Annotated in this window: 25 protein-coding genes and 1 other RNA gene; all 26 read right to left on the bottom strand. The window is 29.9% G+C overall.

The genetic code is table 11. The features are described from left to right. Nucleotides 1-4 precede the first annotated feature (4 nt). The 26 genes from FYJ83_RS09925 to yqfC all read right to left on the bottom strand — a co-directional run bounded on the left by FYJ83_RS09925 (nt 5) and on the right by yqfC (nt 26,769). Nucleotides 5-1,231 (bottom strand): Gfo/Idh/MocA family protein, encoded by a 1,227-nt coding sequence (locus FYJ83_RS09925; RefSeq protein WP_154440172.1) that lies wholly within the window; start codon nt 1,229-1,231, stop codon nt 5-7. Between the two features lie 32 nt (nt 1,232-1,263). After that, nucleotides 1,264-2,109 carry a carbohydrate ABC transporter permease gene (locus FYJ83_RS09920; RefSeq protein ID WP_154440171.1) on the bottom strand — a complete coding sequence of 282 codons (846 nt, stop codon included), beginning with the start codon at nt 2,107-2,109 and terminating at the stop codon, nt 1,264-1,266. Nucleotides 2,110-2,128: 19 nt separating this feature from the next. Continuing rightward, a complete protein-coding gene (locus FYJ83_RS09915) occupies nt 2,129-3,064 on the bottom strand; it encodes a carbohydrate ABC transporter permease (protein WP_154440170.1) in 936 nt (311 codons plus the stop codon). 119 nt (nt 3,065-3,183) lie between these two features. Continuing rightward, nucleotides 3,184-4,452, bottom strand: a complete 1,269-nt coding sequence (locus FYJ83_RS09910; protein WP_154440169.1) for an ABC transporter substrate-binding protein — start codon at nt 4,450-4,452, stop codon at nt 3,184-3,186. A gap of 43 nt (nt 4,453-4,495) precedes the next feature. Next, entirely contained in the window at nt 4,496-5,662 is a 1,167-nt protein-coding gene (locus FYJ83_RS09905; RefSeq protein ID WP_154440168.1) for an SIS domain-containing protein, read from the bottom strand. 80 nt (nt 5,663-5,742) lie between these two features. Further along, nucleotides 5,743-6,462, bottom strand: a complete 720-nt coding sequence (locus FYJ83_RS09900; RefSeq protein ID WP_154440167.1) for a GntR family transcriptional regulator — start codon at nt 6,460-6,462, stop codon at nt 5,743-5,745. 421 nt (nt 6,463-6,883) lie between these two features. After that, nucleotides 6,884-8,551: a hypothetical protein gene (locus FYJ83_RS09895; protein WP_154440166.1), complete on the bottom strand. Its 1,668-nt coding sequence runs from the start codon at nt 8,549-8,551 to the stop codon at nt 6,884-6,886. Between the two features lie 194 nt (nt 8,552-8,745). After that, nucleotides 8,746-9,160, bottom strand: an RNA gene (gene rnpB / locus FYJ83_RS09890) — RNase P RNA component class A. Between the two features lie 118 nt (nt 9,161-9,278). After that, the gene (locus FYJ83_RS09885) at nt 9,279-10,061 is read right to left on the bottom strand and encodes a Nif3-like dinuclear metal center hexameric protein (protein ID WP_154440165.1); all 783 of its coding nucleotides are present in this window, start codon (nt 10,059-10,061) and stop codon (nt 9,279-9,281) included. After that, nucleotides 10,051-10,746, bottom strand: a complete 696-nt coding sequence (locus FYJ83_RS09880) for a tRNA (adenine(22)-N(1))-methyltransferase (protein WP_154440164.1) — start codon at nt 10,744-10,746, stop codon at nt 10,051-10,053. Before FYJ83_RS09880 ends, FYJ83_RS09885 begins: the two co-directional genes overlap by 11 nt. Before the next feature lie 85 nt (nt 10,747-10,831). After that, complete coding sequence (gene rpoD, locus FYJ83_RS09875; protein WP_154440163.1) at nt 10,832-11,974, bottom strand: RNA polymerase sigma factor RpoD; 1,143 nt, start codon at nt 11,972-11,974, stop codon at nt 10,832-10,834. Nucleotides 11,975-11,979: 5 nt separating this feature from the next. Further along, nucleotides 11,980-13,830, bottom strand: a complete 1,851-nt coding sequence (gene dnaG / locus FYJ83_RS09870; RefSeq protein WP_154440162.1) for a DNA primase — start codon at nt 13,828-13,830, stop codon at nt 11,980-11,982. Between the two features lie 97 nt (nt 13,831-13,927). Next, nucleotides 13,928-14,944, bottom strand: coding sequence for a deoxyguanosinetriphosphate triphosphohydrolase (locus FYJ83_RS09865; RefSeq protein WP_154440161.1), 1,017 nt, complete (start codon nt 14,942-14,944; stop codon nt 13,928-13,930). Between the two features lie 127 nt (nt 14,945-15,071). After that, on the bottom strand, nt 15,072-15,899 hold the full coding sequence (locus FYJ83_RS09860) for a pyruvate, water dikinase regulatory protein (RefSeq protein ID WP_154440160.1): 828 nt from the start codon (nt 15,897-15,899) through the stop codon (nt 15,072-15,074). Between the two features lie 12 nt (nt 15,900-15,911). Next, entirely contained in the window at nt 15,912-16,538 is a 627-nt protein-coding gene (locus FYJ83_RS09855; RefSeq protein ID WP_154440159.1) for a helix-turn-helix transcriptional regulator, read from the bottom strand. 46 nt (nt 16,539-16,584) lie between these two features. Further along, nucleotides 16,585-18,663, bottom strand: a complete 2,079-nt coding sequence (gene glyS / locus FYJ83_RS09850) for a glycine--tRNA ligase subunit beta (RefSeq protein ID WP_154440158.1) — start codon at nt 18,661-18,663, stop codon at nt 16,585-16,587. Beyond that, nucleotides 18,656-19,543 carry a glycine--tRNA ligase subunit alpha gene (gene glyQ, locus FYJ83_RS09845; RefSeq protein WP_154440157.1) on the bottom strand — a complete coding sequence of 296 codons (888 nt, stop codon included), beginning with the start codon at nt 19,541-19,543 and terminating at the stop codon, nt 18,656-18,658. The genes glyS and glyQ overlap by 8 nt, the downstream gene beginning before the upstream one ends. 284 nt (nt 19,544-19,827) lie before the next feature. Continuing rightward, entirely contained in the window at nt 19,828-20,580 is a 753-nt protein-coding gene (recO, locus tag FYJ83_RS09840) for a DNA repair protein RecO (RefSeq protein WP_154440156.1), read from the bottom strand. A gap of 12 nt (nt 20,581-20,592) precedes the next feature. Then, complete coding sequence (gene era, locus FYJ83_RS09835) at nt 20,593-21,477, bottom strand: GTPase Era (RefSeq protein ID WP_154440155.1); 885 nt, start codon at nt 21,475-21,477, stop codon at nt 20,593-20,595. Next, nucleotides 21,470-21,889 carry a cytidine deaminase gene (locus FYJ83_RS09830; protein ID WP_154440154.1) on the bottom strand — a complete coding sequence of 140 codons (420 nt, stop codon included), beginning with the start codon at nt 21,887-21,889 and terminating at the stop codon, nt 21,470-21,472. The genes era and FYJ83_RS09830 overlap by 8 nt, the downstream gene beginning before the upstream one ends. A 30-nt stretch (nt 21,890-21,919) precedes the next feature. Continuing rightward, nucleotides 21,920-22,963, bottom strand: a complete 1,044-nt coding sequence (locus FYJ83_RS09825; RefSeq protein WP_154440153.1) for a DUF3048 domain-containing protein — start codon at nt 22,961-22,963, stop codon at nt 21,920-21,922. A gap of 11 nt (nt 22,964-22,974) precedes the next feature. Further along, nucleotides 22,975-23,679 (bottom strand): diacylglycerol kinase, encoded by a 705-nt coding sequence (locus tag FYJ83_RS09820; protein ID WP_154440152.1) that lies wholly within the window; start codon nt 23,677-23,679, stop codon nt 22,975-22,977. Nucleotides 23,680-23,682: 3 nt separating this feature from the next. Continuing rightward, nucleotides 23,683-24,147 (bottom strand): rRNA maturation RNase YbeY, encoded by a 465-nt coding sequence (gene ybeY / locus FYJ83_RS09815; protein ID WP_154440151.1) that lies wholly within the window; start codon nt 24,145-24,147, stop codon nt 23,683-23,685. Nucleotides 24,148-24,299: 152 nt separating this feature from the next. Further along, nucleotides 24,300-25,274: a PhoH family protein gene (locus FYJ83_RS09810; protein WP_154440150.1), complete on the bottom strand. Its 975-nt coding sequence runs from the start codon at nt 25,272-25,274 to the stop codon at nt 24,300-24,302. 2 nt (nt 25,275-25,276) lie between these two features. After that, a complete protein-coding gene (gene yqfD, locus FYJ83_RS09805; RefSeq protein ID WP_154440149.1) occupies nt 25,277-26,479 on the bottom strand; it encodes a sporulation protein YqfD in 1,203 nt (400 codons plus the stop codon). 11 nt (nt 26,480-26,490) lie between these two features. After that, nucleotides 26,491-26,769: a sporulation protein YqfC gene (yqfC, locus tag FYJ83_RS09800; protein WP_154440148.1), complete on the bottom strand. Its 279-nt coding sequence runs from the start codon at nt 26,767-26,769 to the stop codon at nt 26,491-26,493. Between the last annotated feature and the right edge of the window lie 149 nt (nt 26,770-26,918).

The raw sequence follows: 26,918 nt of genomic DNA, 5'->3' as shown, positions 1-26,918 counted from the left end.
CCTATTAAAATCCATTAGTATAATCTTTTGTATTTATTACTTTCTTAGTTTTTCTAGCTTCTTCTGCTGCAAAGGCCATCATATGACTTTGTACTGAAATACTTGCAGAAGTTAAACCAGTTTCTGAATTTGCATCAGATTTTACCAGTGCTATAAAGTCTTCCATAATACCAGTATCTCCACCACCATGACCACCTGATACTACTTTTGGTGTTATGACCTTCTTTTCATTTGAAGTAAATAATTGTACTTCAATTTCATTTTTAACATCATCGCCTATGATTTCTCCCATAGTACCCATTATCTTAATATTTCTATGAACTTTATTTGTAAATGCAGAAAGATTAAATACAGTTCCTTGATGATCAACTACATTGTTATCACAGCCTCCAAAAACACATCTTCCATAAGGTCCTTCCTCTAAAGCCTTATCAACATTTTCCTTAGTTTGAATTTCTGTTATTACAGAAGTCGGCCATCTACCAATGTTATCATAATATAGTTTTAACGCTGAATAAGGACATTCATTCTCAACCTTACAAGTTACGCAACGATCAGATGCACCTTCTGGTCTATTTTCCAGTGTAAAATGACTTAATTCTCCAAAGGATGCTATATCTGTACAATCACTATTAACTAACCATAAAAGTATATCCATATCATGACAGCTCTTTTGTAATATTAAAGGACTTGATTCATCACTATTTCTCCAGTTTCCTCTAACAAAACTATGGGCAAAATGATAATACCCTATATTTTCATTATGTTGAATAGATATAACTTTACCAATTACTCCACTATTAATCAGTTCCTTAAGTTTAGAATAAAAAGGAGTATATCTTAAAACATGGCATATCATAAATACTTTATTATTTTGTTTAGCAAGTTTTCCAAGTTCTGCAACTTCTTCTGGTCTATTTGACATTGGTTTCTCAAGTAATATATGATATTGTTTTTCTAAGGCTAATTTTGCAGGTACAAAGTGAGTATTGTCTGGTGTAGCTATTATTACTGCATCACAAAATTTGTCCTTACTAAAAAGTTCCTCATATGATTCAAAAGCCCACTTTTCACTTATATTATGTTTTTTACAAAATTCTTCTCTTTTTAATTTATTTGGTTCTGCAACTGCTACAAACTCTATATTTTCTGGATTTAAAAGAGCATAGTTTCCATATATATCCTTTCCACGTTGACCTGCACCTATTAAAGCTACTCTTATTTTTGACATATCTTTTCTTCCTCCTAACATATATTAAACTCTTAACTTTTTGAACCTGTAGATGCCATTCCTTCAACAAAGTGTTTCTGAAAGATAGCGAATAATACTATCATAGGCCATACTGCCAGTACAGTACCTGCCATTGCAACAGGGAAGTTTGTTCCGTGCTGACCACTTAAAGTTGATAATCCTGCTGATAATGTCATTTTATCTATAGATGTATTTACTATTAAAGGCCACATCAATGAGTTCCAACAATATAAACAAGCTGTAATAGCAAGAGCTGCTATTCCTGGCTTCACCAATGGAGTCATTATCTTCCAAAATATTGTAAAATGATTACATCCATCTAAACGAGCTGCCTCTTCCAATTCTTTTGGAATTCCCATATAAAATTGTCTCATAAGAAAAGTTCCATAGGCACTAAATAGACCTGGAAGCACTAGTGCAGTAATAGAATTTAGTAATCCTAGCTTTTTCATAATCATAAACTGTGGTATTAAAAATATTTGTCCTGGTACCATTAATACAGACAAAATCAATACAAATATAAAATTCTTACCTTTAAAATCAATTCTCGCAAAGGCATATCCTGCCATAGAACAAAATACAATTTGTCCTATAGTTGTTAGCATTGTATAAACAATAGTATTGAAATAAAACTTTCCATAAGGTAAAGTTCTCATAGCCTCCTTATAGTTTTCCCACTGCATTTGTTTGGGAAATATTGTAGGAGGAATAATTGTTGATTCACCTAAAGTTTTAAATGATGTTAGAATCATCCAAACAAATGGTATTATAGTTATAATCGCACCTAAAATAAGTAACAGATGTATAATTATTTTGTTGATTTGCATTCTTTTTTTATTAGATGAAATTTCCTTCATATTCCTACTCCCTTCACTTCTAGTAGTTTACCCATTTTTTCTGTAGCTTCAATTGAATTGCGGTAATAACCAAGATTATCATAAATAATACAATTGATATGGCAGAAGCATATCCTTTTTCTTGGAATTCAAAGGCATATTTATAAAATAAATATACTATTGACATGGTACTATCTACGGCTAAACTAGTTTTACTAATCATTAAAAATATTAAATCAAACATTTGAAGTGCACCAATTAGTGAAGTTATCATTACAAAGAATATAGTTGGTGTTAAAGAAGGAAGCGTTATAGAAAAAAATTGTCTAATAGGACCTGCTCCATCTATGGTTGCCGCTTCATAATATGCCTTAGGTATGCCTTGTAATCCAGCTAGGAAATATATAATCTTCATTCCTAATGAACTCCATATTCCTACAACAATTAAAGCTCCCATGGCAAATTTAGGGTCTGCAATCCAAGCCTGTCCTTCAATTCCCACTTTAGCTAGCAACTGATTAAGTAATCCATACTGTCCGTTATATAACCATTTCCACATCATGGCAATGGCTGCTGGCATAGTAACAGCTGGTAAAAAGTATAAAGTTCTATACAATGATAGTCCCTTTATTTTTGAATTTAATAATGTAGCTATAAATAAAGATATGATAATACTAATAGGTACACTAATAACTGTAAACTTAACAGTATTTATTAGAGCCTGTGGTACCTTAGGGTCAGAAAACACATTTATATAGTTTTCCATTCCAACCCACTTATATTTACCAAAGGCCCCTAGGTTTGTAAAACTATAGTATAAGTTTTGAAAAAATGCAGCTATATAAAATACTGCAAGTCCCAGCACTGTTGGTAAAATTAATAAATATCCCCAAAAAAGATCATTAAGCTTTCTTTTTCCAGATGCCTTTAAGGCCTTATTGTTCTGGTTGTTTTTAATATCAGTATTAGCTTTCATGTGATCCTCCTTCTATAATAAGCCCCTCGCAGAATATAGTTCAAGTTGGTAAGGGCTTTTACAATCTAAGAATCAATTAGCCCTGTTTATTACAAGGCTAATCGACAAAATTTAAACTATTATTGTTCTTTAGTTAAAGCCTCATTCATTAACTCAGCTATTTTCTTTAATCCTTCTTCTACAGTTATACCCCTATTCCACATTTGCTTAATATACTCAGTTTCTACATCATTCCATTTTGAAGTATTCATTGAAACTGGATACATAACTGCATAATCTAGTTCATCAACAAAAGCTTTTAAGTTAATATCTGGATACGAAGATTCCCAGATATCTAGTACCTCTTTATGAGCTGGAATTACTGCTCCAGACTTAGCCCATACTTCATTTGCTTCTTTACTTCCTAAGAATTTTACAAAGTCCCATGCCTCATCCTTATGTTTAGAATTAGCTGCTATGGCATTTGATAATCCATGAATAGTGGCAGCACGTTCTTTTATTAAAGGCATTACAGTTAAATCTATATGGTCTTTAATGATTTCATTTTCCATAAATACTGGCACATTCCATGATGCAGCATATACCATAGCTACTTTTTCACCTTTGAATAATTCTATAGCGTTTGTATCAGCTTGTTCTTCAAGAGTTGGTGACAATCCTTCTTCCAAAAGATCTATCCAAATTTTCGTTCCTTCTAAAGCTTCTTTTGTATCATATCCTGAAGTTTTTCTATCTTCAGAAATTATATATCCTCCTGCTTGAGGAATTGTATCATATATACCTTCTTGTGTATCAGGTCTTGAAGCTATACCATAAATTCCTTTTTCCTTATCTGTTAATTTTCTTGCCGCTTCAACCATATCATCCCAAGTCCAATTTTCATTTGGATATTCTACGCCCTTTTCATCGAAAAGTTTCTTATTATACCAAAGTGCTGTAAGATCCCAATCCTTTGGTATACCGTATAGTTTACCCTCTACAGTATAAAGGTCTATTAATCCTTCTGGATATACACTAAGATCAATATTATTAGACTCAACTAATTCATCTAATGGAACTAGCATATCATTTGCAGCATATTTAACTATATTAGGTCCATTAATCCAAAATATATCTGGAAGTACTTCTCCAGTTGCAGCTGTCTCAAGCTTTGTCCAATATTGTCCATATGGAGTTAATTGTATATCAATTTTTATATTTTCGTTTTTAGCTTCATACATATCTGCCAATTCTCTCATAATTGGCTCTTGATATTTATCCCATAGACCAAAAGTCAATGTTACCTTGCCATCTGTTGAATTACCTGCATCATTTTTTGAACATCCTGCTACTACAGTAATAAGCATCATCACTACTAATAAAATTGACAAACTTCTTTTAATTTTCATTTTTCTCCCCCTAACATTTTTTTAATAAGGTTGTTTAAATTTATTAGTATTTATATATTGTAACCCCCTTTACTACTCTATTTACTAATCCACTTGGATTAGGATTATCTGGTTCTACTTCTGATTTCACAGAATAAAATAAAGAAAATACTTGAGCATATATTGCATACAGTAATGATATAAGTCCTATATTTTCTATTTCACTTTTATCCTTAGTTAAATATAAATATTTATCTGTAATATCTTCTATTTCCTCATAATAATTATTTGATATTGCTATTAACTTGTGATTGCCTACGTCATAATAAATTTCTTTTAATATATCTATTTCATATTTACGTGTATAGTCATTATCAGATATATAAACTATAATAACAGACTTATCATTTACTATAGACTTAGGTCCATGCCTGAACCCTAATACAGTTTCACTTTGAGAAACAATTTGACCCCTAGTTAACTCTAAAAGCTTTAATGCACTTTCCTTTGTCAATCCTCTAAAATTACTAGAACTTAAATATATAATCCTATTATAATCATCACTAATAATTGGTTGTATTCCTTTATAGCCTTCATCTAGTATGATTTCACCAATGGATATTAATTTCATAACTTGTTTTTCATTTTTTTTAAAGTTTTCCAAATCGAATATCAATAGTGATGCTAAAGTCATACATGAAAAACTGCTTGTCATAGCAAACCCTTTATCATTTGATTCTTCTGGCATAGTTAATAATAGAATATTTTCCTTACCAGTAGATATTTTCGCAAGTTTTCCTTCATTATTGCAAGTTATGAAAATATGAGATATATCTGATACTAACTCATTAGCAAGATTATATGCTGCAACACTTTCTGGACTATTTCCTGATCTAGCAAATGATACCAATATTGTAGGTATATCCTTCTTTAAATAAAGCTCTGGATTATCTACTATATCAGTTGTAGCTATGGACTCATAAATACTTTTTTTTCCTTCATTTAATTTAGCAGCCACTATTTCACCGACATAGGCTGAAGTACCAGCTCCTGTTAAGATTACTCTAATATCTTTTTTATTTAATCTCTTCTCTAAATAATTTCCTATTTCTTCTATATTTGACTTTACTATTTCTATTACTTCACCCCATAGTCTAGGTTGTTGATATATTTCACTGGCTGTATTCAGTCCATTTATCTGAGTCCAGTTTTCCTTAGTATATCCAAACATTTAATCATTCCTTTCATACATATCCACTCGTAATGACGTTCTGATGTTATGACGTCATTACCAGTTGATTTAAAATTTTTTTATTTATTTAATACTACTTGATACCTAAATTTATCCCCTCTAGCAACCCCCTTTGTATATTCTATTATAAAATCATTTTCATAAGTAACTCTTTCAATCATCATACTAGGAAGTCCAGTTTGATATTCTAAAAGATCGGCTTCTAATTCTCTAGTTAAGACTGCTTGAAATATCTCTTCTGCTTTTGTAAAATTAGCATTATATTTTTTCATAAATATATCATACATTGGAGTGGATTCTAGTTCTTCTTTAGTTAAGTTAGGGAATCTATCACATGGTACAAAACTTGTTTCTAACATCATTGGTTTAAGATCTGCTAACCTTAATCTTGTAAAAACATATACCTTATCTTCTTGATTTAACTTCATTTTTCTAGACAATTTTTCATCACAACTTATTATATCGAAAGACAATACTTTAGAACTAGGTGTTTTTCCTAGTTTTTTCATTTCCTCTGTAAAACTATAAATCTTCAATAGGCTTTGCTTAAAAATTTCTGGAGATATAAACGTTCCTTTTCCATGAACTCTATAAATATACCCTTCATTCTCTAATTCCTGAATTGCCTGTCTTACAGTAGATCTACTAATATTATAAGTGTTACATAATTCCCTTTCCGATGGCAACTGGTCATGGGCTTGTAAATTACCTTTTTCAATCATTTTAATTATTTCATCCATTAATTGATAATATAAAGGTATTATGCCACTTCTATCCATTGTCTGTTCCCTCCATAAGTTTCCCTAGTTATCTTTATTGTTTAAATATCTGGTTGTTACCACTTTAGAATATAATATAATAGTACAGATTAAATGTCAATAATATTCTAAAAATATATAATATATTTCTTATTATATATTTTATGGTTTTCTAAATGTTAAACAATACATCATACCTTTACAAATCTCTTTATAGTTTATATCTAACATCTCCTTTGGAATTAACCCTATAGATGACGATATATCATGTTCTTCATTGTAATATTTTTTAGTTGTTGGAGTTTTTTTAAAGGTTCCATTGACTCATTTTTCAGTTTCAGCTACTATTATAATCTTAGTTTAACGGGTCTCTCTTCATTATTTGCAACAAAATCCGAAGTGTACTTAGTACCTTTTCTTTCTTAGACTTACTTCAATTTTTCTATTTTCTATTATCTAAGATTTCTTTTTTCTTCCAAGTGTTCATATCAATAGTGAATATTTTAAAGACTTCATCAGTATATCGCTTCATGGTATATGCTTTATCTTTATATAGGATAAGCTTACCGTAAGTTCCATATACATCTGAATAGGAGTAATGTACTTGTTGAATTAAAGGAGTTTCACTATCTAATTTCATTCTGTAATAGCCATCATTGGCATAATAAAGCCAAGGATATTGAATATTAACTATACCACTATTTTTAATAACTAATTGAACCTCCTTTGTATTTTTATTGATTTTAATCAAATCCTTACATGAAATATAGAGCCATTCATCTAATTGAATTAAATTAGCAATATAATCATACTTTCCATATTCCATTAATTTTCCGTTAGGCTTTATTCCTATTAATGTTACAGGGTTCGATGTATCATTTATTAAATAATTACCATATACGCTATCATCGTTTCCAACTGTAATAACATTTATTCCATCTTTATTATAGTATACGGATTCCCATTTTGAAGAACCTAATTTTTCAATAGGTATAGAATATAAAGTTCGAAATTCTTTTAATTTATATATATAATTTTTCCCTAAATAATAGACTATTCCCCCTCTGTAATCATTCACTGTTTCCTTAGAATCAACTGATCTATCTTCCATAGTTTTAACATTAACAGATCTTAATTCTAATTTGTGTACCCCTGTATAAATCCCAGAATTATAGATTTCATCAGAACTTTGGACATAGTATATATAATCCTTTCTTTTCCCAAGAATATTATATACACCCTTTTTATCAACTAAAATTCTCGTTTTCCCTGTTTTAGTATTTCTCTCCTTTATTCTTAAATAATCTATATTGTAGTCCGCTGTTACATAATATATGTAGTCGCCCTCTATTATCATTTGTGGTATAGAGTTATCAATTCCATATTCTGCTGTATTTCCTTCTTCATAGGATTTTATCTCTGGATTCATATTAATCTTATCTTTATTATATTTATAGTATTCTCTCTCGGATACTATCTCATATCTAAGTCCCCTTTCTTTTAAATAATAAGAGTTAAGAAGATCTTTTTCAGCTAACTGTTCTGCTAAAATAATATTTTGTTCTCCTTTGGGAACTAGTAGAAAAGCATTATATATTAAATAAAGAGCATCCTTAATCCTAAATTCCTTTAATTCTTTTAAATTTTCAACCTCTTCAAAATCTAAAAGATAGATATCTTGGGCTAAAGTATATATATCTTTACCATTTGTATCATGACCTAACTCCTTAATCAAAAATTCTAAGAAAAGCTCTTTAGAAATGTGATTTGCTGCTCCAAAATTATTCTTATCAATATCCTGAATTAAATCATTTTTTATACAAAAGTCAACATATGGATTCGCCCAAGTTGGAACATCCTTATATGTTTGTCCACTCATATACATTCCCTTAGTATAATAATGAGGTTGGTGAAAACCAGAGATTAGGAAAGCATAATCTACTCTAGTAAGTGGTTTCTCAGCTTCATCTACATATGTGCTTGGTATGTATTCTAAAACAACTAGGTTTTTAATTCTATCATCATATCCCAATGGTGATAATGCAAAGCTTGGAACAACAGATGATAAAAGCATTATAATAATTGTTACTAATAGAACTATTTTTTTCAATGTCTCATCTCCTCTATTATTAATTTAAATGGTTTTCTAATTATAGCATAGATATATGGAAATTAATAGAATATATGAATGATTAAACAGTGAATAGTCCATAAAGTCAATTGATGCGAAAAGTATAGAGATACTCTTTTTCAAAAATCAACCAATAAAAAAACACCAGCTGAAAAGCTGATGTTTTGATTATGTATACGAGTAAGTCTATAAGCCGTGTTCTGTTTAAATGGTCATCTATCTAAGACCTATTGTCACCAATAGGTTCATGCGACCTACCTCTGGAATGGCAGCGGGCAACCGCCTTTTATATTCCTTTTTGGTCTTGCTTCAGATGGGGTTTACATAGCCATTTAGTCACCTAAATGCTGGTGAGCTCTTACCTCGCCTTTCCACCCTTACCAGATAGCCCCATCTTTCAGTTATTTCATCGGCTATTTCACTGCAAACCCAGTAGTAATCGTTATTATGAACTGAGAAAGAGTTCTGGCGGTATATCTCTGTTGCACTATCCTTAGGGTCACCCCCACTGGACGTTATCCAGCATCCTGCCCTACGAAGCACGGACTTTCCTCATGTGTTACCACACGCGACCACTCAACTTACTCATAATGTAGATATATAATATACCATAAATCGTCAAAATTTGCAAAGGATATATTTTCTATAATTTACATAATATATATCTTTCATCTTTATCTTATCCTTTAAATAATTAAATATTCCTTTAATATATCTTATAAAATGGACTTGGATTATTATATATTTCTATATATAAACTTTCCTTAGATTTGCTTTCTAAGTATGTTTTTATAACTGGCAATATAATCTTTTCAGTATGATAGTGTCCTGCATCAATTATTGTTAAACCTAGTTCATCTGCCATTTGAGCTTCGTGATATTTTATATCTCCCGTTATATAAATATCTGCATTTTCCCTATAGGCATCATATATAAACTCAGCTCCACTACCACCACAAACCGCAATCCTTTTTATAAGTTTTTCCTGATTTCCATATACTATTACATTTTCAGTATCTAATTGTTCTTTTATCACCTTTATATAATCATTTAAACTTATTTCTTCTATATCTCCTACTCTACCATATCCAAAAGATTTTTCAAAGTTTAAATGCAGAGGCTTACCTTCTTTTAAACCAAGAAGTTTTCCTAGTTGGTGACTTACTCCTCCTTCTGCCCTGTCTAAATTTGTATGAGCATTATACACTACAATCTCATTTCTAATTAAATTATATACAAGTTTTTCCTTATAGTTAGATGTAGTTATACTATTTATAGGCTTAAATATAAGTGGATGGTGAGTTATTATAATATGAAAGTTTTCTTCAATTGCTTTTTGGCAGATCTTATCATTTAAATCTAAAGCAAGTAATATTCTACTTACATCTTTATTGTCATCACCTATTTGAAAACCAGTATTATCCCAGTCATCAATTAACTCTGGCAATGCCCAACTATTCATTAAATCCATTATCGCTTTAGCCTTCAACCTCCTTTAATACCTCCTCATAATCCTTTAAAGAATTTTTTAATTCTAAATATCTTTCCTGAGATTTTTCTGAACCTATATCTTTTATTTCTTCCATTATCTTTTTAGTTGATGTTATTTTTTCTTCTATAAATTCCTTCAATAAAGGATGTCTTTCTTTAATTAAGAATTGGCTTATTTCATAATATATATCTTTTTTAATAAAAGATAATCCTTTTTTAGCATAAATTATTTCATAATATTTATCTTCCTCTTTCACCAATTCCTCTTTTATAATTTCAAATTTATTTTCTATTAAATATTGTCTTAATTCTTTTGAAGCTACCATGGGCTGAAATATAAAATTGATTATGGAATCTGTAACTTTCTTATGATTCTCAAGTATATCCCGAATCAATAATCCACCCATACCTGCGATAATTACTGTATCTATTTCATAGGGTTTTATTACTTCTAGTCCATCACCTAATCTAGTGTCTACCCTATGTTCGATTCCTAATTCTCTTATATAGTCAATTATTTTCTCCAAAGATCCTTTTGATATATCTGTCCCTATAACTCTTTTAGATATATTGTTTTGAATTAAATAAGCTGGTATATATCCATGATCTGTACCTATATCTGCTACTATAGAATTATTAGGTACAAAGTTTCCTATAGCCTGTAGTCTTTGAGATAGTTTCATTATTTTCTCCCTTTCTAAATTATAGATATAATCTCTATTACACTTATATTAAATGTAATAAAGATTCGCCTTAGGCGAACCTCTATTATTCTAAGAAGTCTTTTAATTTTTTAGATCTGCTTGGGTGACGTAATTTTCTTAAAGCTTTAGCCTCTATTTGTCTGATTCTTTCCCTTGTAACTTCAAATTCTTTTCCTACTTCTTCTAATGTTCTTGCTCTACCATCATCTAATCCAAATCTTAGTCTTAGAACTTTTTGTTCTCTAGGAGTTAAAGTATCTAATACATCTATTAATTGCTCCCTAAGCATAGTAAATGTTGCTGCTTCTGCTGGAGCTAGTACTTCATCATCAGGTATAAAGTCACCTAAATGACTATCTTCTTCTTCACCAATTGGAGTTTCTAAAGAAACTGGCTCTTGAGCTATCTTCATGATTTCTCTAACTCTTTCAACTTCCATACCCATTTCCTTACCTATTTCCTCTGGACTAGGATCTCTTCCTAACTCTTGAACTAATTGTCTTTGAACTCTAACCAATTTATTTATTGTCTCAACCATATGAACTGGAATTCTTATGGTTCTAGCTTGATCAGCTATGGCTCTTGTAATGGCTTGACGTATCCACCATGTAGCATAGGTACTAAACTTAAATCCTTTTTCATAGTCAAACTTTTCTACTGCTTTCATAAGTCCTAAGTTACCTTCTTGAATTAAATCTAAGAAAAGCATACCCCTACCTACATATCTTTTAGCAATGCTTACTACTAATCTAAGGTTAGCCTCTGCAAGTTTCTTCTTTGCTTCTTCATCTCCATCTTGCATTCTCTTAGCTAGTTTAATTTCCTCATCACCAGTTAATAGGGGTATCTTTCCTATTTCTTTTAAGTACATTCTAACAGGGTCATCTACATTAATTCCCTTAGGTACTGATAAATCTTCTTTTATATCCACTTCTTCTAATTCATCTTTATCTATATTATCATCTATATCATCTTTTTCCAATAATAGCTCTTCTTTATCTCCAATTACTTCAATTCCCATAGCTTCTAAGCTTTGATAAATCTCGTCTATTTGGTCTGCATCTATACTAATATCCTCCAGTACTTCTATTACCTCACTATATGTTAACATTCCTTCTTTTTTTCCCTTGTCTATTAGCTTCTTTACAGCCTCCATTTTAGCAGTATTTATTTTTGCTTTGTCTTTATCCTTATTTTGTTGATCCAACTGGCTTACCTCCCATCCTCATGTATCATGAGGTTTAGTTCTTTATTCAAATTAGTTAGTTCTATACATAGTAAAAGAAATTGTTCTTCTTCATTTGAGTCCATCTCAGATTTATTCTCTAACTTTTCTATTTTTTCTTTTACCACATCTCTTTTATTTCTTAGTTTATTTACCTTAATTGTATTAATTAAGTCTTTTATCATCTGCTCCACATCTTCTGGTGAAAAATTTATTCTTTTCTCAAATACTAAATGGAGTAGTTCTTCACTTATATTAGGTATTTCCTTTGCCTTTTTATATAGTAGTTCTTCATCTAAATATTCATCTTCTTTATATAAATCCATTATTATTTTAAGAATTTGCTTACACTCTAAGTTCATATATTCATCCAAAGAAACCTCTTTAATTAGCATATCAAAATAAATTTTATCGAAAATCATTAATTTTATCAAATCGATTTCAGCTGTAAGACTGGCTGAAGGCAATATGGTTTTAACTGGAGCTATATTTTCTTTTTTATATTTATCATCACCTTTAGTTTTATTCCTAAAAGTGCTATTTGCTATATGTTTTATAGTATTCCCAAATACTTCCTTTTCTATTGCTTCTTTTGATATATTCATTTCTTTAGAAATCTTTTCTATATAAACATCCTTTTCTATAGGAGATTTTAATCTTTTTATTATCTTTGCTATTTCAATTGTAAACTTTATTTTTCCCTCTGCTTCATCTATATTATATTTCTTCTTATTAATATGAATTCTATAATCTATATGATTAAAGGATTCATTTATTGTTTTTTCAAATTGATCTACAGAGTTTTCTTTTAAAAAATCATCCGGATCTTTATAGTCCCCAAGATTTATTATTTTGGGTTCAATCTCTTCCTTTAGTAGGACTTCTATGGCTCTGTCAGTAGCATTTATACCAGCTTGATCTGAGTCGTAGCAAATATATACATTCTCTCCATATCTTTTAAGTAGCTTTGCTTGTCTTTCAGTTAAAGCTGTTCCAAGGCTTGCTACTCCACAGTTTATCCCTTTACTAAATAATGCAATTACATCCATATAGCCTTCTACTAATATTATTCTTTTTTTATCAGAGAATTTGTTTACTAAATTTAGTCCATAGAGATGTTCTCCTTTATTAAATACAGGGGTTTCTTGGGAATTTAAATATTTAGGCATGGAATTATCTAAAACTCTTCCACCAAAACCGATAACTCTACCTTTTGTATCGATTATGGGAAACATAATTCTATTTCGGAATTTATCGTAATATCCGTCATTACTTGACTTTTTACCTATTAATCCTAGTTTTTGGGCATCTGCTTCTTTATATCCTCTAAATTTAAGATATTTATATAAATCATCCCATTTGTTCAAAGAATATCCTAGGCCGAATTGTTTTATAGTCTTATTATTTATTTTTCTATTATATAAATAATTTAATCCTGATTCATTTTTAGTTAAATTACTAAAGAAAAACCTTGCTGTTTCCTTATTAATCTCATAAAATTTATTTTTTTCATCTATTAGCTTTTGATTTTTAGGACTTGTTTCCTCTATGGCAATACCTAGTTTATCTCCTAAGAATTTAACTGCCTCTGGAAATTCTAAATTCTCCATTTTCATTATAAAAGCTAAAGCATCTCCACCTTCTCCGCATCCAAAGCAATGAAAAAATTGCTTAGTGTCTGATACTGAAAAAGAAGGAGTTTTCTCGTTATGAAAAGGACATAGCCCTACATAGTTTCCACCTGTTTTTTTCAGTTGAATATAATCTGAAATAATACTAACTATATCAGCAGATTCTCTTACCTTTTCAATTGTTTCATCATTTATATAACTTGTCATAATATCACCTAAATACCTCACCTACCATCAATCTTTTCTAATAATTTTACTTCATAAGATTATATTCGACATAAAATCCAAAAATCCTTCTTTTTTTTCAATATTTTTGCCATGGTTTAGGTAGAAAGATATTATTAAATAAATTTACTATATATCTATCTGTTGTTCCCGCTATATAATCACATATAATATCTTCTATATCACAGTCTATATTCTTATAAATGTTTAAATGTTCTTGTGGTAATGCTTCTATATTGTTTAAATAATATTTGTAAAGTTGTTCTATAACGTATTCCGCTTTATATTCTTCAGATTTTGCGTTGTTGTTAAGATATACATTCTCAAACATATACTCTCTTAATATATTAGTTGCCGCTCCTACACTATCACTCATTTTTATTTTATCATTTTTCATACTATTCTTAATTATATCTAAAATCATGGTATTTATTCTCTCACCATGGCTTTTTCCTAAGATTTCTACAGATTTTTTTGGTAAGCTTTCTTTTTTAATAACACCTGCCCTTATGGCATCATCTATGTCATGATTAATGTAGGCTATTCTATCTGCGTATTTCACTAATTGTCCTTCTAAAGTTTCAGAAATCTTCTCTCCAGAATGGTTCAATATACCTTCTCTTACTTCATAAGTTAAATTTAATCCTATTTTTTCATCTTTATGCTCTAATATATCTACAACTCGTATAGATTGTTCATTATGATGAAATCCATTAGGATGCAGTTTATTCAATACTCTTTCACCAGTATGCCCAAAGGGTGTATGACCCAAATCGTGACCTAGTGCTATGGCTTCTACAAGGTCTTCATTTAATCTTAAAGCCCTTGCTAAAGTTCTTCCTATTTGTGCCACCTCAAGGGTATGAGTTAGTCTTGTCCTAAAATGGTCTCCTTCTGGTGCTATAAATACTTGAGTCTTATGTTTTAGTCTGCGGAAAGATTTGGAATGAATTATTCTATCCCTATCTCTTTGAAAATCAGTTCTCATAGTACATTTTCCTTCAAAGTTTTTTCTTCCCTTTGAATTTTGGCTAAGCATGGCATATTGAGATAAATTGTTTTTTTCTATTTCTTCTATTCTTAATCTTATATTCATTATTTACCCCTCTAACACATAATTTATCCATACTATTATATATACAACATAAGTTTCAATAATCCTTCTTTTTTGAATGAAATAATTTTTATTTTTTAAATAAAATAGAAGTGTTTTTAAAACACTTCTATTGGAAGACCTTTTCTCCAAAATTTCTCTTCATATGCTCTATTATAAGACCTGCTGTTTCTTCAATAGCTTTATAAGACACATCTATTACTATACAACCAAGTTTATCCATTATTTCTCTAGAATATTCTAATTCTAAGTTTATTCTATCTATATTTGCATAATTAGCATTGTTTCCTAAGCCTAAAGCTTTTAGCCTTTCCTGTCTAATTTCATTTAGTTTGGCTGAATTGGCAATAAGGCCAATGATCCTTTTATTATCTTTTTGAAATAATTCATTTGGGGCTGGTACCTCTGGAACTAAAGGTACATTTGCTACCTTAAAGTTTTTATGTGCTAGATACATGCTTAAAGGTGTCTTAGATGTTCTAGATATACCTACTAACACAACATCTGATTTCTTTATTCCTCTCGGGTCTTTTCCATCATCGTATTTTACAGCAAATTCAACTGCTTCAACTTTTCTAAAATAATTTTCATCTAGCCTTCTAATCAATCCTGATTCACGCTTTGGCTGGTAATCAAGAACAGATTCAATTGCATTTAAAGCTGGAGTCATTAGATCTACTGTTGGAATATTAAATTCATGACCTTTAAATGTTATAAAATTTTTTAACTTCTCTATCACTATTGTATAGATTATAACACTAGGTTCATTTTTAGCTTCTTCAAATATTTCCATGATTTGTTCTTCTGCTGTAATAAAGGGGAACCTTCTAACTTCATATCTTCCTGAGTTAAATTGACTTAAAGCTGCACGAGATAATAATTCCCCAGTCTCCCCTATGGAGTCTGATAGTACATAAATTGTTAGGCTTTTGTCCATAAATCTGCCCCCTTAATCATTTTTACCTAATTCTACAAACAGTCCTGTTATAGTTGTCTTCGTTATTCTGCCTAATACTTTATAACCTTTTGCTTCTTTATCTTCTTCTATTACAGGTAAGCTGTCTATTTCATGGTCTATTAATTTTATTGCTGCATCTAAAATACTATCCTCTGGTTCTACATAGACTATATTAGGCATTCTTGTCATTATCATACCTATAGGCATTTTATTTAAATCTATACCACCTATGGCGTTTCTAAGGAAGTCTTTTCTTGATACTACACCTGACAATAGACCTTTGGATGTAACATAAATAGAACCTACATCTTCTATAAACATTAATACTATAGCATCATAAATACTAATAGCTTCATCTACTACTACTGGTACAGACTTTATGTCCGAAACCTTTATCTTTTTTATCTTTTCAGAAATATATGAAAGGCTAGTTTTTCCAGTATAAAAATAACCTACTTTTGGTCTTGCATCTAATATTCCAGACATAGTCAAAATAGCCAAGTCTGGTCTTAAAGTTGATCTAGTAAGTTTAAGCATACTGGCAATTGCTTCAGAAGTAATAGGTTGATTTTCCTTGACTATGTCAATTATCTTTTCTTGTCTTTCACTTAATTGCATAATAGTATCCCCCCATATTTTTATTATCTAAAAATATAAATAAGGGTTATTTATTTACTATCTTTGATAGATCACAGATTTTAACCATTATATCATATATTTTCTTTAATAAGCCTAGTCTGTTATTTCTTAGTCTTTCATCTTCTACCATTACCATAACTTTATCAAAGAAATTATCTATAGGCTCTTTTAGTACTACTAATTGATCTAATGCTTTATCATATTCTTTTTTAAGAAGTAAATTATTCACTTTTTCTTCTATACTATTAAACTTATCATATAACTCTATCTCATCTTCAGTAAGTAAGCTTCTTTGCACTTCATCTGAAACTGCCTTTTCAGCTAAATTAGACACTCTATTAAATGCAGATAAAATTTCTGATAATCCTTCTTTCTTCAACCATTCATTTAATTTATTTGCTCTTATTTTCATATCATAAACATCATCTATATTGGTTCCGATTATTGCATCTACAATATCGTATCTGATACCAATATCTATAAACATATTTCTTATTCTTCCATTTAAGAATTCTATAATCTCTTGTTTTACTTTTTCATAATCAAAAGCCAATCCATTTATATCAACATAAAAATAAAGAGCTGTTTCTACTAATTCATTAATAGATATACTTAGTTTTTTATCTAGTATTATATTTATAATCCCAAGTGCTTGACGTCTCAAACCAAATGGATCTTGAGAGCCTGTTGGGTGAATTCCTATGGCAAATAGTCCAGATATAGTATCTATTTTATCTGCAATACTTAATACAGCACCCGCTGTAGTAGTTGGAAGTTCATCTCCTGCAAATCTAGGTAAGTATTGTTCAAATATGGCTAAACTCACTATTTCATTTTCCCCTGAGGTTTTAGCATATTCCATACCCATTTTTCCTTGGAGTTCTGTAAACTCAGTTACCATCTTTGTAACTAAATCTGCTTTAGATAAATATCCTGCTCTTTCTATATTTTTTTCAGTTTCTTCTCCAACCTCTAGGTACTCTCCTACTTTTACACCTAAGCTTTGAATTCTCTTAGTTTTATCATATAATGTTCCTAATTTATCTTGGAAGGTTATTTTTTTAAGTTCTTCCACATAGGATTCTAATGGATTTTTAATATCATCCATATAGAAAAACTTAGCATCTTCTAACCTAGCTCCTAATACCTTTTCATTTCCTTTTATAACTGTTTCTATATGTTCTTCATTTCCATTTCTTACAGTGATAAAATAAGGTAATAGTCTATTTTTATCATCTAATACAGGAAAAAATCTTAATTGTTCCTTCATAGGAGTTATTATTACATCTTTAGGCAGAGAAAGATATTCTTCCTTTATCCTTCCTATTATCGGAGTAGGATACTCTACTATATTAGTTACTTCATCTAAAAGACTTTCATCTTTCGGTAAATTCCCACCCTTTTCTTTCACCAATTTTTCCGAACCATATTTAATAATATCTTTTCTTTCTTTTTGGTCTAATATTACAAAGTTTTTCTTTAAAATCTCCATATACTCATCTACACTAGGCACTTCTATTTTGCTATTTCCTAGGAATCTATGACCTTTTGTAACATTAGATACTGCAATTCCTTCTAGATCAAAGGAGATTATTTTATCATCTAATAATGAAACTAGCCATCTAATAGGTCTAGCAAATCTAATATTTTTACCTCCCCATCTCATGGATTTAGGGAAATTAATCATCTTTATTAGATTAGGTATATTTAAACTTAAAATTTCTTCTATAGTCTTACCAGTTTTCACTACATCTGCATAGATATACTCTACACCATTATACTCCTCTGTATATATTGCACTTATATCTATATTTTGACCTCTCATAAATCCTAATAACGCCTTACTTGGATTATCATTTTCATCAAAAGCTATTTTCTTTGTAGGTCCTTTGACTTTTTCTTTTAAATCTTCTTGTCTTTCATCTAATCCTTCCACTATTAGGCTTAATCTTCTAGGAGTACTATATACATTGATATTGTTATAATTTATTCGCTCATCTTTAAGCAAATTTTCCGCATTATTTTTTAATTGTTCTAAAGCATCCCCAACTAACCTTGCTGGTAATTCTTCTACACCTATTTCCAGTAAATATTTTTTACTCATTACTATGCCCCTCCTTTTTCAGTAGAGGATATTCCATTTCTTTTCTTTGTTCGATGTATTTCGCTGCAACTTTTCTTGCTAAATTTCTTACTCTTCCGATATAACTTGTTCTTTCAGATACAGATATGGCTCCCCTTGCATCTAATACATTAAAAGTGTGGGAACATTTAAGAACATAATCATAACTTGGCAAAACAAGCCCTTCATCTAGTACTTTCTGCACTTCGATTTCATAGGTATTAAATAGTCCTTTTAATGTGTCAATATCCGCTTTTTCAAAACTATAAACAGAATGCTCATATTCAGCTTTATTGAATATATCTCCATAAGTGTAGTGTTCATTCCATTTTATATCAAATATATTATCTACATCTTGTAAATACATAGCGATTCTTTCTAGTCCATAAGTCAATTCAGCTGACTCTAATTCACAATTAATACTTCCTACTTGTTGGAAATATGTAAACTGTGTAATCTCCATACCGTCTAACCATACTTCCCATCCTAACCCCCATGCTCCTAAAGTTGGGGCTTCCCAGTTATCCTCTACAAATCTAATATCATGTTTGAGAGGATCAATTCCTATGGCTCTTAAACTATCTAAATACATTTCTTGTACTTCTTCAGGAGATGGTTTAAGAATTACCTGAAGCTGATGATGTTGATATACTCTATGTGGATTTTCTCCATACCTGGCATCAGCAGGCCTTCTTGAAGGCTCAACATATACAACCTTCCATGGCTCTGGTCCAAGGGCCCTTAAAAAAGTATGAGGACTCATTGTTCCTGCTCCTTTTTCTACGTCATATGGTTCCAATATTATACATCCTTTATTTCCCCAATAATTTAGTAATTTCAGCATTAAATCCTGAAAATACATACAAAACCCTCCTTAGTTTAACAATTTATGAAAACAAAAAAACCCAACATCCCCATAGGGACGAAAGGTCTACTTCCGCGGTTCCACCCTATTTAATACTCCTAAGGAGTATCCACTTTATAAAAGCATACTCAGAAGTGCCTTATTCAATATTAATTATATCTAGCTTACACCATCCCAGACTCGCTTAAATAATATCTATTGTTCTTTCTTCATCATCGTATATAAATTTTATATGATTAATAATTTAGCAAAATTTGTTTTTTTTGTCAAGTCTCTGTCATTTAAATAAATTCTTTATCTAAAGAATTTATCAAACTTAGAGAGTTAAATTTCTGTCTATCTATATTATACAATATATATTGTACCATAATTTCGTGTAATTTATAAAGAGATTCCTTTGAAATAATAACTTTATTTACATCTTCCAGAGGACTATATAAGAGAGAATTCATACCCTCAAGTATTTCCTTATCTATATTGATACTTGAAGAATTAAATGAAAAGCAACTGTTACAAATTATACCTCCCTCTGATATGCTAAATTTTAGATTATTTATATTAGTTTTTCCACATAATACACATTTGTTTAGATATGGTTTATAGCCTAAAAAAGATATAAATTTAAGTTCATATGCTGTTATAAATTTAAAATATCCTTTATCTAACTCAGATAAAATAGTTAATCCCTTTATTAAAAGATCGAATATCTTATTATTTTCTTGCTCTTCTGGCATGGATTTATCAATTAATTCAAGGAGATAATATCCAAAACTCACTCTTTCTATTTTTTCTCTTATGGAATAAAATGATTCTATTATATCAGCTTGATTTAGGTAAAAAAAACTTTTTCCTCTATGAAGCTGATATTCATTATAAGAAAAAGCTTGAGTATTGGCTATAATTTGAGACTTAGGTCTATAAGCACCTCTAGCCATTACACCTATTTTACCATATTTCCTAGTATATACACTAAGTATTTTAGATGTATCTTTATATCTAATTTCTTTTAAAACTATACCTTCTGTTCTTATCATGTTTTTTCCTAACTATTTATATCCAAAGTATTTTACTTTATTTTCTCTTTCTCTCCAATTCTTTTCTACTTTAACCCAAATTTGAAGATTTACCTTGCTTCCCAAGAGAGACTCTATATCCATTCTTGCATTTTGTCCTATTTCCTTTAATTTGGTCCCTTTTTTACCTATTACTATACCCTTATGGGAATCTTTTTCACAGTATATATTAGCAAAAACATCTATTAAATCTTTACCTTCTCTTTCCTTTACTCCATCTATAGAAACATAAATTCCATGGGGAACTTCTTCCTCTAAACTAAGTAATGCTTTTTCTCTTATGATTTCAGCTATAACAAATCTTTCTGGCTGATCTGTTATCATATCTTCTGGAAAATACTGTGGACCTTCTGGTAATTTACTTTTTAATACTTCTATATATCTTTCTATATTATTATTATTTAATGCAGATATGGGTATTATTTCTTCAAACATATTCATTTTACCATATTTATCTATTAATTGTAATACTTCTTCCTCTGTTAATTTATCTGTTTTATTGATTAGTAAAACTATTGGGGTAGATATTTTCTTTAAATCCTCTATTATTAGATTATCCATAGTACCAATTTCCATACTATTATCAACCATAAAAGTAACTACGTCTACTTCCTCTAAGGTGCTTTTTGAAATCTTTAACATATATTCCCCTAGTTTATTTTTAGGCATCTGAATACCTGGTGTATCAAGAAAAACTATTTGACTGTTTTCCTCTGTATATACTAGTTGTATTTTATTTCTTGTGGTTTGAGGTTTATCCGATATTATGGATATTTTCTCCCCTATTACCTGATTTAACAAAGTTGATTTCCCAACATTTGGTCTTCCTATTACAGTTACAAATCCTGATTTATACATTATTTTCACTCCTGTTTTTTGCTTCCTCTAAATCCTCTGGACCGAAACTATGAGGTAATAGTTCCTCCAATGTATATTCTCTATAGTCATCTTCAGATTTGGCTATGATTATTTTAGCATTATTTCCAAATTCTCTAATTACTTGTCTACAAATTCCACAGGGATAAGTAAAATCTGTATCTCCTACAACAACTATTGCCTTTATGTTTTTATGTCCTTCAGATATTGCCTTAAATATGGCAGTTCTTTCTGCACATAATGTAGCTGAATATGATGCAATTTCTATATTACATCCTGTAAAAATTTCATCATCTTCAGTCAGTAAAGCTGCACCAACATGAAATTTTGAATATGGAACATATGCTTTTTGTTGGGCCTCTAAAGCTTTTCTTATTAATCCTTTTATATCCAATGAAATACCTCCTCTTTTTTTGGATTTATTTTACTCTATTGTAATCTCTGTTTTTGGTTCAACAACTTGAATCCATGTTATTCCTGGATTTAGAGTTATTTCTTCTCCTTCTAAATTTGTATATATGGTTTTATCATTTCTCGATGTCTTTGCCCATTTTATATCTATTATTTTGCCATTGGTTATATATTTTCCTTCTCCTGCTCCCATTAATTGAACATCTAATCTGCCTTCATTGTCAAGTACTTTTGTTTTTGCCTCTTGAATTATTATATTTTTAGCTACAATAGGAGTCTCATCTGATTCATCTATATGTAGTTTATCATCTTTCTTTCTAGTATAAACCTTATTTTCAGTATCATAATTATATTCAGTAGTATTATTCTTCCTATACTTAATAATAATATTATTGGCAATATCCCCTTCAATATCCGTATCATCTTCATAAAATTTAAAAGGTTTATATTCTCCATCTAACCTGTATTTTCTTTCCTCTTGAGTTGCTCTTAAAATTTCCATACTTGAATATAGATTATGAGGCATCTTTTTATGAGACTTCCTCCAAAACACTTTGTTGGAACTACTTAATCCATCTATATCTGCTACTTTTAAGGATTTAATGTCTGACTTCGCCTGTGCGCTTCCACCTACATGAACGTAAACAGCATCATACTCTAAAGCAGATGTTATAAAATAAGGTCTAGCTGATCTAATTGGTCCAATGGAGTCTGGGTCGTTTATTAGATATATACCCATATATCTAGTATAAGGAGCCTCAACTAAAGCTTCATATACTATTTCTGCATCCTTTAAACCAGATTGCCATCTAGCACCATGATGATTATCAAACATAATTGCCACAGGTCTTCTATTTACCTTTGATTCTTCTACATATATTCCACTTAAAGGTGAAGGCACACCCACTTTTTCTGGTTCTTTTGTTTCTTCTAAAGTTTCTTCTCCTTCTTCTGAATTTTCTATTACTGCTGGTTCTTCTACTTTTGACTTCTTACATCCAGTTAGCATTAAAGCTACACAAGCTGCTAATAAAATAATTCTTATTCTTAATTTCATTTTGGTCCCCCTTATCCTATGATTTGAAACACTAAGACTCCTACTAATATTCCTAGTATTCCACCAAATATAACTTCCATAAGGCTATGTATTTTTCCTTCGATTCTACTTTCACCTACTAGAATAGCCAGGGAAAAAGTCAATGTGGTAACTAACATATTTTGTGCTAAAAAAGCTATTATTGTAGCTACACAAAATGATACTGCAGAGTGACCACTTACTGTCCCCCCTTGAAAATGTGTACCCCGCCCTCTATAAAACTTGGCTTTAAGCCCTATGGTTAAAAGTATAACTATTAATAGTGCCACAAAAGTAAGATGAACGGATGATCCTCTTATTTTAAATAATAATAAATTTGTATACTCACTTAATCTATCGAAAAAAAGTAAATATCCTACTATTATAGAGTTAATAGCTGCAATTAAAACTGCACCTGCTGCCACATCCTTTACTAAACGTGCTAATGGGTGATAGTCCTGTGTGATTAAGTCTATTACTCTTTCTAATGCAGTATTTACCATTTCAGCTACAACTACTAATGTTATTGAAAACAATAATAAAAGAAATTCTACCCTGGAGAAATCAAAAAAAAGACTTAAAATTATAACTCCAAGGGCAATTATATAGTGTATTTTCATATTTTTTTCAGTCTTTAATGCTATGATGATTCCAGAAACTGCAAAATTAAAACTATCGATTATGGATTTCCTTTTCATATTTTAATCCCCTTTGTTTTCTTTGAATATCCCTAATCTTTTCATTATCTCTTTTTCTTTTGTTCTCATTATATCCTTCTCATCTTCTTCCATATGATCATAACCCAATAAGTGAAGCATAGAGTGGGCTGTTAAATACGCAATTTCTCTATCTAGAGAATGTCCAAAATCTTCAGATTGTTCCAATGCCTTTTCCAAGGAAATAATTATATCTCCTAATAAGGTAGGTCCTTCTAGGAAAAAGTCATCTTCCATTGGAAAAGACAATACATCTGTTTCCTTATCCATGGATCTATACTCTCTATTTAACTCTCTTATTTCTGTATTATCTACAAATGACACACTGACCTCGCAATCTAGGGATTCTTCTTCTAAGTTTAAAACTTCTTTTACTACATTTTCAATTATCCTTTCAATATCATATTCTAACTTTATTTTATCCTGCCTATTATCTATATATATTTCCATGGCATATGCCTCCGATTTTCTGTATTGATATTAATTTTACTTATTGATTTCATTCTATTAAAAGTTAAAAAAAGAATTGCCGTAAAAAATCACAAGCAATAACCAAGTAAACTCTTCTATTTTCATTGCCTAAAATCTTTATTATCTATATTTTACTTATCTTTAGTATCTTCATATCTTTCATAAGCATCTATTATCCTTTGAACTAAAGGATGTCTAACTATATCATGCTTTGTAAGATATATAAAGTCTATTCCTCTAACATCATTTAATATATTTGTAATACCTTTAAGACCTGATTCCTTTCCTTTAGCCAAATCAATTTGAGTTATATCTCCCGTAATAATAGCCTTTGAACCAAATCCAAGTCTGGTTAAAAACATTTTCATCTGTTCATTTGTAGTGTTTTGTGCCTCATCTAATATAACATATGATGAATCAAGAGTCCTGCCTCTCATATAAGCTAAAGGAGCTACTTCAATTACACCTTTTTCAATATATCTACCGTAGGATTCTGCCCCTAATATGTCAAATAAGGCATCATAGATAGGTCTTAAATATGGGTCAACTTTTTCTTGTAAATCTCCAGGTAAGAATCCTAAGCTTTCCCCTGCTTCAACTGCTGGTCTTGTAAGAATTATTCTATTCACTTCCTTATTTTTAAAAGCTTGAACTGCCATTGCCATAGCTAAATATGTCTTTCCTGTTCCTGCAGGTCCAATTCCAAATACTATATCATTGGATTTAATTGCATTTAAATATTTTTTTTGTCCTAAGGTTTTAGGTTTGATACTTTTTCCTGAAGCTGTAACACAAATTACTTCATTTAATAATTCTTTTACATATTCTCCTTGTCCATCCAGCAAAAGTTTAATGGAGTATCTAAGTTCTTGCTTATCAAGTTTTCCATGTTTTTTAATTATATCAATTAAATTATAAATCAAACTTTCTCCCAAGTCTATAGATACTCTATTTCCATATAATTTTATTTCATTTTCTCTAGTTGCTATGTTGATTCCTAATTCTTCTTTTATTATATTAATATTTTCATCTAAATCTCCAAATAATTCTCTTAAAGTTTCATTGTTTTCTATTACAATACTATTTTCTTCTATATTGTTTGTCAAACTTATTCCTCCTTGTTCCCTATAATTTGCTTTCTTCCTATGTCTTCTAGTACTTCTACTATTACTTGGGTAGTTAATATATTTCCATCTATTTGATGTCTAGTATTCTTTGATTGTATTTCTACATTTTCAGGTAATTGACTATTTATTTCTTTTGTAGCTTTAATTTGAGAATCTCTCTTTAAAAAATCTATATTTTGTTTAATTTCCTTTAGCTCTACTTCTCTATATTCGTAATTCACTGTTTTAATTGGAAAACTTATATTATATTTTTGAAGATTTATTAAATCTTTTTTTGTTTCCATTTCTTTGTAATTAGTAAAAGGAATATTTCCTTTCATAAAAATAATACCTTTATCTCCAAATTTAATTCCTTTTTCCTTGTATACTTTTCCTGTTTCCCTTTCTTCATTTTTTACTATAGGTTCTTTTATAATGCTGCTATATCTAGTTAATGCCATTACTTCTCCCTCTGCATGAACTAATATCTGTTCTTCCCTATTTTCATTAGTTAGTATACCCGCTATAAGGATTTCTCCTTCATTAATTACTTCACCTTTTTCTACAATTGCTCTGCCATTTCTAGGTACAACTTTAACTATAACTCCTTTTTTCTTTGCTACTATATGGCATGGATATGACTTATCTACTTTTTCAGGTGGCAAATCTTGTTCTTTTACTTCTATAGTCATTTTTGTTCCCTTTATATTTACAGAGACAAAGGAGAAATAATCATAATTATCTATTAACATATACTTAATATTATCTTTATCCATATTAAATTTTAATTTGCCTATATTTATATTGTTATCTTTAAGTAAAGAAATTATCTCTTCCTTTGGTGTTTGCTCATTTCCTATTATTTCTATATTCCAGATAGTAGATGTTAGCCATATGGTTATTATACAAAACATCAAAAAACCTACAACTAACATTTTTCTTTCTTTTAGCTTCAGTATACTAAATGGAAGTCCTATTTTGTCTTTTATTTCTACCCGGCATCCTACTTTTTTGACGATTTCTCTTAGTTCCTTAAATCCTCTAGTTGTGGATTTCATCTCTAATACAAGATTGTTTTTTCTTTTTATATCCCAAAGATATATATCATGTGTTGCTGCTAAATTTAATAATCTTTCCAGTGTTAATCCTTCAACCCTAATAATAACATATCCTTTAAAATAATTCCATATTTTTATAGCTAGCATATCAACACTCCCTAGCTTATGATTTCTATATTTTCAATATTTCCCATAATAATAATCTCTTCAGATAGTATAGTTTTTATTTCCAAATCTTCTCCTGTTATTTTAAATATCCCTGATTTTGTATTTATTCTTATGATCTTTTCAGTATATTCTATTATTCCTTTGTGATTTAATAATGAGGCTTCAACATTACCTATTACTGTTAGTCTTGGTAAGTCCATCATAATATCTATAGGCAGTTCTAAAGCTTCTGAAATATTATACTTTATGTTTTCTAATGGTCTTTTCATATTAATCCCTCCGATTAATTCTAGTTAGTGTAAACCTATTTATATAATTAATAGATCTATACTCTGTATTATCAAGGGTTTCAAAGTTTTTTTAAAACAAAAAACAATGACCCCCCTTTTTTTGGTATAATTGAGTCGCTAAACAAACA

The organism is Tissierella pigra, assembly GCF_009695605.1.
Classification (GTDB): Bacteria; Bacillota; Clostridia; order Tissierellales; family Tissierellaceae; genus Tissierella; species Tissierella pigra.
This window is presented reverse-complemented; position numbering and strand designations above follow the sequence as displayed.